This is a genomic window from Xanthomonas sp. JL1 (assembly GCF_038405005.1).
This window is the reverse complement of record NZ_JBBYGR010000058.1, coordinates 1-12565: the sequence shown is the minus strand read 5'-3', so window position 1 is coordinate 12565 and position 12565 is coordinate 1. Positions and strand designations below refer to the sequence as shown.

Annotated in this window: 10 protein-coding genes; 2 read left to right on the top strand and 8 right to left on the bottom strand. The window is 65.9% G+C overall.

From position 1 onward, the window contains the following. Positions 1-159 precede the first annotated feature (159 nt). The 6 genes from WJW29_RS13700 to WJW29_RS13675 form a co-directional block, all read right to left on the bottom strand. Positions 160-1131: a TraB/GumN family protein gene (locus tag WJW29_RS13700; RefSeq protein WP_011408749.1), complete on the bottom strand. Its 972-nt coding sequence runs from the start codon at positions 1129-1131 to the stop codon at positions 160-162. A 33-nt stretch (positions 1132-1164) separates the two neighbouring features. Further along, entirely contained in the window at positions 1165-2112 is a 948-nt protein-coding gene (locus WJW29_RS13695; protein ID WP_041182163.1) for a DUF1684 domain-containing protein, read from the bottom strand. After that, complete coding sequence (gene mutL, locus WJW29_RS13690) at positions 2112-3989, bottom strand: DNA mismatch repair endonuclease MutL (RefSeq protein ID WP_011259334.1); 1878 nt, start codon at positions 3987-3989, stop codon at positions 2112-2114. Before mutL ends, WJW29_RS13695 begins: the two co-directional genes overlap by 1 nt. Positions 3990-4126: 137 nt before the next feature. Continuing rightward, positions 4127-5842 carry an N-acetylmuramoyl-L-alanine amidase gene (locus tag WJW29_RS13685; protein WP_171970805.1) on the bottom strand — a complete coding sequence of 572 codons (1716 nt, stop codon included), beginning with the start codon at positions 5840-5842 and terminating at the stop codon, positions 4127-4129. A gap of 70 nt (positions 5843-5912) precedes the next feature. Further along, positions 5913-6413 carry a tRNA (adenosine(37)-N6)-threonylcarbamoyltransferase complex ATPase subunit type 1 TsaE gene (gene tsaE, locus WJW29_RS13680; RefSeq protein WP_011259336.1) on the bottom strand — a complete coding sequence of 167 codons (501 nt, stop codon included), beginning with the start codon at positions 6411-6413 and terminating at the stop codon, positions 5913-5915. Continuing rightward, positions 6410-7897: a bifunctional ADP-dependent NAD(P)H-hydrate dehydratase/NAD(P)H-hydrate epimerase gene (locus tag WJW29_RS13675; protein WP_011259337.1), complete on the bottom strand. Its 1488-nt coding sequence runs from the start codon at positions 7895-7897 to the stop codon at positions 6410-6412. The genes tsaE and WJW29_RS13675 overlap by 4 nt, the downstream gene beginning before the upstream one ends. A gap of 24 nt (positions 7898-7921) precedes the next feature. On the opposite strand from WJW29_RS13675, the gene queG reads away from it, so the two are divergent. Continuing rightward, a complete protein-coding gene (gene queG, locus WJW29_RS13670; protein WP_113014281.1) occupies positions 7922-8989 on the top strand; it encodes a tRNA epoxyqueuosine(34) reductase QueG in 1068 nt (355 codons plus the stop codon). A 145-nt stretch (positions 8990-9134) separates the two neighbouring features. Next, the gene (gene xseA, locus WJW29_RS13665) at positions 9135-10472 is read left to right on the top strand and encodes an exodeoxyribonuclease VII large subunit (RefSeq protein ID WP_113186849.1); all 1338 of its coding nucleotides are present in this window, start codon (positions 9135-9137) and stop codon (positions 10470-10472) included. A gap of 295 nt (positions 10473-10767) precedes the next feature. On the opposite strand, the gene WJW29_RS13660 is transcribed toward xseA, so the two are convergent. Further along, positions 10768-12030: a virulence factor gene (locus tag WJW29_RS13660; protein ID WP_011259340.1), complete on the bottom strand. Its 1263-nt coding sequence runs from the start codon at positions 12028-12030 to the stop codon at positions 10768-10770. A 216-nt stretch (positions 12031-12246) separates the two neighbouring features. Beyond that, a partial coding sequence (locus WJW29_RS13655; RefSeq protein WP_146767475.1) for a transposase occupies positions 12247-12565 on the bottom strand: 319 nt, incomplete at its 5' end.

The following is a 12565-nucleotide window of genomic DNA, read 5'->3' as shown; positions in this document are numbered from 1 at the left end:
ACGTCGCGAGCAGCCGGCGCGCTCAGAACCGCAGTGGACGCCTGCTACATGCCGATTCCGAGCACCGGCCGCTCCCGCCTGGCGGTGAGCGCAGTCGTTTTGTTAGCCGCTCTAAGTCTAAAGCTGCGCCAGGAGCCTCACGCTCGCAGGCGCAGTCGATCAGCGGCCGGCCTGCTTTGCGCAGGCCGAGCAGATCCGCTCCACGTGGTAGCCGCGCGCGCGCAGACGCTCCACGATCCCGTCGTTCCCCAGTAAATGCAGCGCGCCGACCACTACCAGTGTGGTGCCGCCTTTGCCGAGCCGCTGTTCCAGACGCGGCACCCAGCGCGCATTGCGCTCGACATTGATGTCCTGATACAGCGCCGGATACTGGCGACGCATGTCCTCGGCCATTTGCGTGGACAGCGTATGCACGTCGCCATTGCGCCAGGCTGCATGCAGCTGGCGTAGCTGGTCGGTGGCATCGGCCTCGTCCAGCGACTCTTCCAGCAACTGATGCTGCTCGGTCGGCGACATGCCATCGAGCAAGGCGATCTGTTCGGCGGCGCGCTCCAGGCCATCGGCCGGTTTGCCGCGCGCCTGCGCCTGTTGCATCAGGTAATGGTCCAGCCCCGCGTTCGGGTCCATGCCTTGTCGGCTCATCTCGGCCAGGCTGATCGTCAGCGCCACGAACCACGGCTTGAACGGCTGCAAGCTCTCCAGCGGCATGCCGTACCTGCGTGCATAGGCACTCAGTGACTGCCAGGTTTTTGCGTCCAGCGTGTCCTGCAGCGTGCGCCCATCGGTGCGCCGCGCGGCCTGCAGCATGCGACCGGCTAGCTCAGGCGATTGTGCGTCGTCAGGCGGCAGCTCGAACAGCAGCCGGTCGGCCTTGGCGAAGGCCTGCATCACATCCGGCGATAGCGGGTAGTCGCTGGGCTTGAGCACATGGAACGAGCCCAGCACATACAGGGTGCCGCCCTTGCCATCGACCTTCCATAGCAGCGGCACGGGCGGGCCGGCCGGTGTATCGCTTGCACCGCGTGCCCACGCTGGCACGAGCGCCCCGCTCCACAAGCTCAGGCCGAGCAGCGCGCCGCTGCACCAGGCGGCAACACGCTGGCGCGTCGAGGTTGTCCGTTTCCCTGTCATGGTGTTCCTCCGCACATATCAACATCGCGCATGTCAGTGCGGCACCTTGTAGGCCTTCTCACCTGCCGACACTGCCAGGTCGATCCGGTTTTCCGGCGGCGGCAGTGGACAAGTGGCAAAGGGTGTAAATGCGCATGGGGGGTTGTAGGCGCGATTGAAATCAACCACGACCTTTCCGGAGGCATCGGGCACGTCCAGGTCCAGAAAGCGCCCGGCCGGATAGCTGCCGTGCCCGCTGGTGCGGTCGGCGAAGACCACGAACATCGGCCGACCCGGCTCGCCGATCGTTTCCAATCGATAGGTCTTGCCATCGCGCTCGAACTCGATGGCACCCGCGTTGGGCTGCTCGCTGCTGATACCGACGATGTCGACGATCGGGATGGTCTTGCCGACAGCGTTGGGCACGTAGCGCGCGGTGATGCGCCAGGACGGATCCAGCGGCCAGTAGTCCAGACCAGCGAAGTGCGTGCGCGAGCTCGCGTCGGCATGCTTGACTCGCAGCGCATCGCGGTCGCCACGATGGATCAGGCTCAACACGCCTTTGCCATCGTCGAAATAGATGCGTGTGGGCTGCGGATCGCGGTCTGACTGGAAGCGGATTCGGCTGGTCAGCGGCTTGCCATCGAGGGTCAGCGCGGCGCCACGCTCGGGCACGAACCAGACCGCGTTGTTCTCGGTGGACACCATGCCCATCTTCGGCGGGCCTACCGCGAGTCTGATACCGCTGTCGGCACTGCTGCCGATGTAATGCGCCTTCAGCGACAGCCAGTGCAGGCCGACCAGACTGGTCCAGCCGTCGGGTGCGCGCAGCTCGTTCAAACGGGCTTTGCGCCATGCGGCGGTATCGGCCAGAAATGTCTTGTCGAGTGCGACCGGCGCGGCCGGCGGTGGCGCATCGCGCCCGCAACCGACCACTGCCACTGCCACTGCCACTGCAACCAGCATGACGAGCAGCCAGCCCTTCTCCCTGTGCACTGCCATCAACGTCCCCTGAGAAACCAACGATCAATATCGCTCAGCGTAAACCGAGCCCAGGTCGGTCTGCCATGGTTGCATTGGCCCGAGCGCTCGGTGGCTTCCATATCGCGCAGCAGCGCGTTCATTTCCGGCACGGTGAGGCGGCGGTTGGCGCGCACTGCGCCGTGGCAGGCCATGGTGGAAAGCAGTTCGTCGCGTGCACTGGCGATGCGACAACTTTGACCATGCTCGCGTAGATCGCCGAGCACATCGCGCAGCAGCGCTTCCGGTTCGGCATTGGCCAGTAGCGCGGGAATACTGCGCACGTGCAGCGACTGCGGACCGGCGCGGGTGATCTCGAAACCGAGCGTGGCAAGGGTGTCGGCTTCGCGCTCGGCGGTATCGGCTTCGCGCTCGCCCACCGCCAGCGTCATCGGCACCAGCAATGGCTGCGCATGCAGGCCGATGCTGTCGTGCGCATTTTTAAGCCGCTCATAGACGATGCGCTCGTGCGCCGCGTGCATGTCGACCACAATCAGACCCTCGGCGTTTTCGGCCAGGATGTAGATGCCGTGCAACTGCGCGATGGCGTACCCGAGCGGTGGCACTCCGCTATCTTCTGAGGTTGCCGGCAATCCGGTGCCAGCCATGCTTGGCATCCCTGTCGATTGCGGTGCATTGCGCGGCGGTGGCGCATACAGCGCACTGTAGGCGGCGCGCGCCTCGTCCACGCGTAGGCCCAACGGTGTCTGCGAGGGCGTCCAGTTGGCGTAGCTGTAAGCGCTACCGCTGCGACCGGGTGCGTTGCCATGGTTCGCAGGGCCGCCGCTAGCGATGTTGCCCATTTCGCCAGCGGTAGCACCTGTGTAGCCGGCACCATCGCTGCCGATACTGTTCGGCGTCGCCCCGGCGCGGGTATGCGCCAATGCATCCTGCAAGGTGCGATAGACGAAATCGTGGATCAGCCGCGCTTCGCGGAACCGCACCTCGTGTTTGGCCGGGTGCACGTTGACGTCCACGCGCGCCGGGTCCAGTTCCAGAAACAACACATACGCCGGCTGACGGCCATGGAACAGCACATCGCCGTAGGCCATCTTCACCGCATGCGCCACGCTGCGGTCACGCACCGAACGGCCGTTGACATAGAGGTATTGCTGGTCGGTACTGGCGCGCGAGTAATGCGGCTGCGCAACCCAGCCATGCAGACGCAGACCGGCGCCGCTGTGATCCACACGCAAGGCCTGGCGTGCGAAATCTTCGCCGAGGGTTTCGCCCAGCCGCGCATCCGAATACAGATCGCCCGGCTTGTAGCGACGCGACGGCTTGCCGTTGTGCGAGACGCGCAATTCCACATCCGGCCGCGCCAGCGCCAAGGAGCGCAGCCACTCTTCGATGTGCCCGAGTTCGGTGCGTTCGGCACGCAGGAATTTGCGCCGTGCCGGCACGTTGAAGAACAACTCGCGGACTTCGACCGTGGTACCCGGCGCATGTGCGCGCGGCACGACCTCGCCCAGGCGGCCGCCGTCGATTTCCAGTGCAGAGCCGTGTTCGGCATCGTGCCGGCGCGAGGTCAGGGTGAACCGACTGACCGAGGCGATCGACGGCAAGGCTTCACCGCGGAAGCCGAGCGTGGCCACGGTTTCCAGATCGTCCAGCGAGGCGATCTTGCTGGTGGCATGCCGGGACACGGCCAGCGGCAGTTCGTCCGGGGCGATGCCGCCGCCGTTGTCGCGGATACGGATCAGCCGCACGCCGCCTTCTTCAAGTTCGATGTCCACGCGCGTGGCGCCGGCATCAAGTGCGTTTTCGACCAGTTCTTTGACCACCGACGCGGGCCGCTCGACGACTTCGCCGGCAGCGATTTGGTTGATCAACATCTCGGGCAACTGACGGATCGCCATCAGCGCGTGCTCCCTTGCTGGAAGCGCAAAGCGCGGCGCATCGTGGGAGGAAAAAGCAAGACAGACGTCGGCACGGCAATCCGGCGGCGCACGGGCGCCGTCATCAAGGAATCAGTGCGCAATGATATCCGAGCGGGTCAGCGGCTGCCTCCGGCCACGGTGCCGACCGCATCGGCTTCGGCCTGCGCACGCGCGGCGAACAACGTGCCTGGCGGTGGCTGGCGGGTGAAGAAGGTATCGATGCCATCCAGCACGGCTGCAGCAATCCTGCGCTGGTAAGCCGGGTCGACCAGGCGACGCTCTTCATCCGGATTGGAGATGAAGGCGGTTTCCACCAGCATCGCCGGCATGTCGGACGTGCGCAGCACCGCAAAATTGGCGCGTTCCAACTGCGACTTATGGTTGTTGCCGATGCGCTTGAGCCCTCCCAACACATGGCCGGCGGCGTCTTCGGAGGCTTTCATATGCCCGCTCTGGGCCAGGTCGAGCAACACATTGGCCAGCGTACTTTCGGTCTGCTGCAAGCGCACGCCACCGACCAGATCGGCGGCGTTTTCCTTGTCGGCCAGCCAGCGCGCACGTTGCGACGAGGCGCCCTTGGTCGACAGCACGTAGACCGAGGAGCCGGTGGCGCTGCGGTTTTCGGCGGCGTCGGCGTGGATCGAGATAAAGATGTCGGCCTTGGCGGCGCGGGCCTTCTGCGCACGCATCGGCAACGGAATGAAGACATCGGTGTCGCGGGTCAGGTACGCCTTCATGCCGGGCGTGGCATTGATCTGGCGCGCCAGTTCACGGCCCACCGCCAGGGTAACGTCCTTCTCGCGCTTGCCGGTGGGGCCGATGGCGCCCGGATCCTGGCCGCCATGGCCTGGATCGATCGCCACGATCAGCACACGCATGCCCGGTGCCATCTTGATCCGCGAGGCTTCGTTGGGCAGGACCGGACGCGGCGGAAGGTCGTCATCGTCGTCGTCATTGGCAGCGGCCACGGCACTCGACCCGCCGTTGGAGGTGCCTGCTGCGCTACTCCCTGACGTCGCAACCCCCATCGGTGCGCTGTCGCCGTTCAAGATGGCAGCTGCGGCTGCGCTACTCCCGGCCGCCACTGCGCCAGCCAATGCGTTGCCGGTGGGCGCGGTGGCAAGGTTGGGCACGCTGCCCGCGACGCCAGTCGGCGCTGCGTTATCGGTGGTGGGCCGCGGCGTCGGTATGCCAGTGGCAACGGTGGTCGGAACCGGCGCCTGCGTGATGGTTGGCATCGCCGACGCTGGCACGTACGGTGCGGGCGACGGCGTCTGCGGTTGGGGTGGTGGCACTGAGGAGGCGCGCTGCTGCGCAGAAGCGGCCAGTGCGGCAGTTGCGCGCGCGGCCTCGGTTTGTGCATTGAGCGGACGCGGCGTGGGGGCCGAAGCCGGCGTTGCAGCCGTGGCAACCGCGGAGGTAGCAGCCGGGGGCGGATCGCCGGGCCATTCGATCACCAACGTCGAGCCGCTACCGATGGTCTGCATCTGCGGCTTCAGTGGCGTCACCGGCGTTGCCAGCTCGAATACCACCCGGAACGTACCCGGCACCGGCTGCCCGGTGCGCACCGAGGTCACCAGCCCAGCGGCAGTCGGCAGCTTGAGGCCACGCACGCCGGAGGAATCTGGAAAATCGACGACCAGGCGATTCGGGTTCGCCAGCGACAAGGTCTTGAAGCCACCGCTGCCGGCCAGTTGAATTTCTGCGCGGGTTCCGGTGGCACCGGTACTCACGCCCACGCCTTTAATTTCGCCGGCCCACCCAGCAAAAACCGCCAGGCTCAGGCTGGCGGTCAGGGCGGAAACACAGAACTGGCGGATCCCCGGTGTCATTGCGCTGGATTCAATCATCCAACTGTGTGAATTGCAAGGTGATTTCCCTTAATAATCCACAACCTGGCGTTCATTCTTCTCGTGAGGCGGCAAAAAAGGCCTGCAACTGGGGCTGCTGCGACAGACGCTCCAGCCAGCCGTTGCCGACCGCGCTGCGGCCCAGCAACCGAACGCTGCGGCCTTCGCCGGCAACGGCCAGCTCCACGTTCAGATCGACCGGCGGCAGCACACCAGCGCCGCGCTCCGGCCATTCCACCAGCCACAGGCTCGCACTGCCTTCGTCGAGCCCGAGAAAATCCAGTTCCCCGGCGTGGCCGATGCGATACAGATCCAGATGCCAGGCTTCATCGCCGGTACTCAGCGGATAGCGTTCGACCAGGGTGTATGTCGGGCTGCGAATCGGCCCGGTGACGCCGAGTGCGCGCAGCAGCGCGCGTGCGAGGGTGGATTTGCCGGCGCCCAGGTCGCCATGCAACTGCACCACCGCGCTGGCGGGCCGCAGCGAGGCCAGAGCCTGGCCCAGGGTTTCGGTGGTTTGCGCGTCGTGCAGGTGTCCGTTGAGGTCGATCACGCAATGGCTCCAGCGTTGGCGAGGCGGCGCAGTTCGGGAAGCAGGTCGGTGGGCAGTAAGCCGCGCTCGCCGGCGCGCGCAGCTGCATCGCCGGCGCAGGCATGCAGCAAGGCGCCAAGGCTGGCGGCGTCGAATGGCGACCAGCCCTGCCCCAACAATGCCGCGATGACGCCAGTCAATAGATCGCCCATGCCGCCGACCGCCATGCCTGGATTGCCTGCGTCGATGATGCGTGGCAGTGCGTCTGGCGCGGCGACCACCGTCCCGGCGCCCTTGAGCACCGCCACTGCGTGGTAACGCTTTGCCAACGCAGCCGCAGCGGCCGGACGATCGCGCTGAATCTGCGCGGTCGAACGTCCCAGCAAACGACCGGCTTCGCCCGGGTGCGGGGTCAGAATGCGCGGGCCACGCGCCGGCACCGCGTTGCCAGCAAGCAGATTCAAGCCATCGGCGTCGATCACCACCGCGGTGTCGGTGCCCAGCGCCGCGCGCCACAGCGCTTGTGCCCAGGCGTCCTGCCCTAGCCCGGGCCCGAGCGCGACCGCATCGGCAGCGTTCGCGAGCGCGGCGACGTCGTCATCGGCCTGCACGGCGCGCACCATCGCCTCGGGGCAGCGCGCCAGCAATGGGGTCACATGCTCGGCGCGCGTGGCGACCTGCACCAAGCCGGCGCCGCTGCGCAACGCCGCTTCGGCGGTGAGCATGATGGCGCCACCGCTGCCGAGATTGCCGCCCACGCATAGCACCCGCCCGGATTCGCCTTTGTGCGTGTTGCGGCGACGCGGACGCAACTGCGCCCTCAGTGCGTCGCCATTCCAACTGTGGGCGGCTGGCGTCAGTCCATCGAATGCGGCAGCCGGCACCTCCAGCGACGCGACTGCACGTTCGCCGGCGTGTTCCAGCGCATCGCCGGTGGAGAGCCCGAGATGCGGCACGATGAACTGCAAGGTCAGCGCGGCATTTACCGCGGCGCCGAAAGCGACCCCGTGATCTGCATCGATGCCGCTGGGCACATCCAGCGCCAATACCGGCACGCCGGCCGCGTTCATGGCGTCGATCAACGCAGCGGCAGCGTCGTCCGGTGCGCGATTCAGGCCGATACCGAACAGCGCATCGACGATCACATCCGCCTGCGCCAGCGGATACGGAAACAATTCGATCGCGCCGCCGACCGCCAGGTAATCGGTGCAGGCACGCTGCGCCAGGTCCGAGCCGGGGCCGTGCTCGGGCAGATGCACTACGCGGACCTGGCGCCCTGCACGGTGCGCCAGGCGCGCCAGCACATAGCCATCGCCACCATTGTTGCCGGTGCCGCACACCACCACGATGCGGCGCGCCTGCGGCCAGCGTTCCAGCAACCACTGCCAGGCCGCCTGCCCGGCGCGCTGCATCAAGATGTAGCCGTCGCCGCCAAGCAGCGTGGTGGCCTGCGCATCGAGCGTGCGCGCGGCGGCGGTGTCGTAAAGATCGAGCGGTGCGTACATGCCGGGAATTCTATACTGGTCGCCATGTCCGCCGTCCTTGCCCGCCCCGACCCTGCCGATGCCGCTGCGCGCATTCGCGTGCTTGCGCGCCAAGCCGGCTTTCAACGCTGCGGCATCACCGGCATCGAGCTGGGCGAAGACGAGGTGCATCTGCGCAGGTGGCTGGAAGAAGGCCTGTACGGCACCATGCATTGGATGGCCCAGCACGGCGACAAGCGCTCGCGCCCGCAGGAGCTGGTACCCGGCACCTTGCGCGTGTTGTCGGTGGGCATGGATTACGGCCGCAAGGACGACACCGAGGCCTGGAACACCTTGCACGACGGCAAGCGCGCCTATGTGGCGCGCTATGCGCTGGGGCGCGATTACCACAAGCTGATGCGCAACCGGCTGCAGAAGCTGGCCGAACGTATCCAAGGCGAAATCGGCGCGTTTGGCTTCCGCGTGTTCGTCGATTCCGCACCGGTACTGGAGCGCGCACTGGCGCGCAACGCCGGGTTGGGCTGGATCGGCAAACATACCTGTCTGATCGATCGCAACGGCGGCTCGTGGTTTTTCCTGGGCGAGATCTATCTCGACGTGCCGCTGCCGATCGACACACCCGCGACTGCACATTGCGGCACCTGCACGCGCTGCATCGATATCTGCCCCACCCAAGCCATCATCGCGCCGTACCGGCTGGATGCGCGCCGCTGCATCGCGTACCTCACCATCGAACACGACGGCCCAATTCCCGAAGACATGCGCAAGCCGATCGGCAACCGCATCTTCGGCTGCGACGATTGCCAGCTGATCTGCCCCTGGAACAAGTTCGCCAAGCGTACGGACGAAACCGATTTCCGCGCCCGCAATGAACTCGACGTGGCAACGCTGCCGCAGCTGTTTGCTTGGGACGAAGACGAATTCCTGCGCCGCACCGAGGGCAGCCCGATCCGCCGCAGCGGACACGAACGCTGGCTGCGCAATATCGCCGTGGGTCTGGGCAACGCGCCCGGCACACCAGAGGTTATCGCCGCACTGGAAGCGCGTCGCCACGACGACTCGGCGCTGGTGCGCGAACACGTTGGTTGGGCGCTGTCGCAACACGGTCTGTGAGCCAACGGGCATTCGCTGGCGTGTCTCGCGCCTGAGGCGCCTGCGGCCGCTACGTGTACGCGCTGGTCGTCGATGCGGCCTCCAATTGCATGGGCGTGTGTCAGCTAGTCACCCACGGTCTTCTTCGCTACGGGATAATGCGGCGATGGCCGAGCGCAACGAACAGATCCTTACTCCCAGCCAGCTCAATGCGCTAGCGCGCGACCTGCTGGAAGGCAGCTTCCCGCTCGTATGGGTGGAAGCCGAACTGAGCAGCGTCACCCGGCCCTCGTCGGGGCATCTGTATTTCACGCTGAAGGATGCGCGTGCGCAGATCCGTTGCGCGATGTTCAAGCCCAAAAGCACCTGGCTGAAATTCCAGCCGCGCGAAGGCTTGCGCGTGCTGGCACGCGGGCGCCTGACCCTGTACGAAGCACGCGGCGACTACCAGCTGGTGCTCGACCATATGGAAGAAGCCGGCGAAGGCGCGTTGCGTCGCGCCTTCGACGCACTGCGTGCACGCCTTGCTGCAGAAGGCCTGTTCGATGCCGAGCGCAAGCAGTCACTGCCGGCGCATGTTCAGCGGCTAGCGGTCATCACTTCGCCCAGCGGCGCGGCGGTGCGCGATGTGCTCAGCGTACTGGCGCGGCGCTTTCCGCTACTCGAAGTGGATCTGCTGCCCTCGCTGGTACAAGGCGACAGCGCTGCCGCACAGATCACCTCGCTGCTGCAACGCGCCGATGCGTCCGGGCGCTACGACGTCATCCTGATCACCCGCGGCGGCGGCTCGCTGGAAGATCTGTGGGCCTTCAACGACGAACGCCTGGCGCGTGCGATTGCCGCTGCGCAGACGCCGGTGGTGTCTGCGGTCGGCCACGAGACCGACTTCAGCCTCAGCGATTTCGTGGCCGACGTGCGTGCGCCCACACCGTCGGTGGCGGCCGAATTGCTGGTGCCCGATCAACGCGAGCTGGTCGCGCGCGTGCGACGCGCGCAGGCCCGCATGACCCAGCTGCAGCAACACGCCTTGGGCAATGCCATGCAACGCGCCGACCGGCTTGCGCTGCGCCTGCGTGCGCATAGCCCGCAGGCGCACCTGCAACTGCTTCATCGCCGACAGGAAGAGGCCGGTCGCCAGCTGGGTGCGCGCATGACGCAAGTGCTCGAGCGCTTGCAGGCGCGTGTGCAGCGTGGGCACGCGCAGGTGCAATCACACAACCCGCAACGTCATCTGGCCGGCTTGCAGCAACGCCTGCGGGCATTGCATCCCCAGGCGGCGATGCAACGACGCTTGCAGCACGATCAACTGCAGCTGCGCAGCATTGCGCGCTCGCTGGAAGCGGTCAATCCGCTGGCCACGGTTGCGCGTGGCTACGCCATCGTGACCCGCCCTGCCGATGGCAGCGTGGTGCGCAGCGCCGCCGAGGTGGCAGCAGGCGAGCGCCTGCGCGCACAGCTGGCCGATGGCAGCATCGAGGTGCGCGTAGAGCCCGGCGAGCGCTGACGGCAAGCCATGCGCGACATTGTGGCTCCTGCAGCACTGCCGACGCTCAGCGCCGCCATGCACTCTTCGCAGGCGCCCACTCCATGGAGTGCCAGGAGGGCCTGCGCGGTGCCAGAGAGGACCTTCGACACGCCAGGGGTGGCGAGTGAATCCGGGATTTCGCTGAAGCAAGGCCGCCAGCAGCGCTTCAGCGGCGCGCACCTTCGCATGGTGGAAGGTGCGCGGTGGCGATGATTGCTTGTCGATCAACCGCTCTGGAAAACGTTATGCACCGCCTTGTTCGTTCCGAGCAGCATTAGGAGCGACTCGCTGTTTCCGCAATCGGCGTCTGCGCTGCATGCTGCCAGCCCTCCATCAGCAGATTGGCCAGCACCACCGGATCGTGGTCGAAGTGATGCCCACCCGGGCGTGCCAGCACCTGCACGCCGCGCGCGCGCAGTTCCGGGCACAGCGTGTCTTTTTCTTCGTCGCCGTAGATGCATTGCAGGCGGTGCGCGTCCAGCGACTGGATGGCCGGCTCCACATCGCGCTCGGCATCGTTATGCCAGCCCAGCCAGCCACCGACGCGCACCTTGAAGTCGGCCTTGTGGCCAAGGCCGAGCAAGCTGACGAACTGCACCGAGGCGCGTTGCTCCGGCGAGAGTTCCGGATAGGCGAACGGCAACACATCGGCACCGAACGAATAGCCAACCAGGGCGACGTGCTGAATATGCCAACGCTCGCGATAGCTGGCGATCACCCGGTCCAGATCCGCGCCCACTTGCTGCGGCGTGCGGCTGCCCCAGAAGTAGCGCAGGCTGTTCCAGCCCACCACCGACACGCCCTGCTGCTGCAGCTGCGCTGCAATGCCTTTATCCAGTTCGCGCCAGCCGCCATCGCCGGAGAGCATCACCACCAGACGGTCGCTGCCGGGTGCGTGCAGTTCTACGAGCGGCAAATCACCCAGGCTTTGAGATTGCGCAGCCGGGAAGTGGCCGCGTACAGCCGCAGCAATCTGCATCGGACTGGAGTCATCGGCCAAATTGTCGAGGAAACCCTGACTGACATTGGGCATATCGCGCGAGCACGCCAGCCCTGGATCCTTGTTACCGGCGTCGGCGACTACCGCGCCGGCCAGCACGTCCGGCGCGGCCGAGGCGACTGCCTGGCGCACCAGCACTGCGCCGTCGCCCTGCCCCACCAACACCGGCGGCAGGAACGCATCGACATGTTCGGCGCGCAATAATTTCTTGCCCAGCCGCTCGGCATCGTCGGCCAGCGAGCTACAGGCGACCTGATGCGCGCGCGCGTGTTCGCGGTACTTGGCGGTGTCGACCACCGCGACCAGCGCGCCATCGTTGCTCAGCGTGTCGGCCAGCCGCTGGCTGTCCTCTGGATGGCTACTGTCGGGCAGCAAGATCACCATCGCCTTGGGCGTGCCTTCCGGGCGAATAACTTCGACCGAGCGGTAATGCCCGGCGGTATTACTGTTCTGCAAATGCCGCGCCACGGCGTAGCCGCTGCCGCCAATCAGCAAAGCCGCCATGACCCAACGAAACATCTCGATCCCCATGCCCATTACGGCGTCCCCATCATGCTCATGGTAATTTGACCACAGCAGACACAGCCGGTTTCATCGTGATGCGTCCGCCGTTCTCATCCATTAAGCAAGTTGAACAAAGTATATTGCGCGTGACGGCCTGGCTGGCAACCCACAGGCTGCAGTTGTGCTCTACAACGCTCATGGAACGGCGAGAACTCCCCCTATCAAAAACTCCGCGGTCTTAGAACCTGTTCACGATCTCCTGAGCAGCAGTGCCAGGAACGCCAGATGGATGAACTGCAAGCTGGTATTGAGCCTTCGCTCGCAGTTCTTCCATAGCCTCCGGTTCTTCTCCAGCCAGGCAAAGCTGCGTTCGACACTCCAGCGCTTGGGCATGACCTTGAAGGTATGCAGCTCGCTGCGCTTGGCAATCTGTACGGTGACATGCTTGCCCAGAATGTCCTGTACGCCCTCGGCGAAGGGATCTCCGATGTAGCCGCTGTCGCACAGCAGGCGTTTCACCCGACCTAAACCCGATCGGCAGCGTTTCAATGCCTCCAGCGCACCTTGA

Excerpts from the sequence above, each read along its gene's own strand:
- WJW29_RS13700 (WP_011408749.1), bottom strand. The coding sequence starts at position 1,131 with ATGACAGGGAAACGGACAACCTCGACGCGCCAGCGTGTTGCCGCCTGG.
- WJW29_RS13695 (WP_041182163.1), bottom strand. The coding sequence starts at position 2,112 with ATGGCAGTGCACAGGGAGAAGGGCTGGCTGCTCGTCATGCTGGTTGCA.
- mutL (WP_011259334.1), bottom strand. The coding sequence starts at position 3,989 with ATGGCGATCCGTCAGTTGCCCGAGATGTTGATCAACCAAATCGCTGCC.
- WJW29_RS13685 (WP_171970805.1), bottom strand. The coding sequence starts at position 5,842 with ATGACACCGGGGATCCGCCAGTTCTGTGTTTCCGCCCTGACCGCCAGC.
- WJW29_RS13675 (WP_011259337.1), bottom strand. The coding sequence starts at position 7,897 with ATGTACGCACCGCTCGATCTTTACGACACCGCCGCCGCGCGCACGCTC.
- queG (WP_113014281.1), top strand. The coding sequence starts at position 7,922 with ATGTCCGCCGTCCTTGCCCGCCCCGACCCTGCCGATGCCGCTGCGCGC.
- xseA (WP_113186849.1), top strand. The coding sequence starts at position 9,135 with ATGGCCGAGCGCAACGAACAGATCCTTACTCCCAGCCAGCTCAATGCG.
- WJW29_RS13660 (WP_011259340.1), bottom strand. The coding sequence starts at position 12,030 with ATGGGCATGGGGATCGAGATGTTTCGTTGGGTCATGGCGGCTTTGCTG.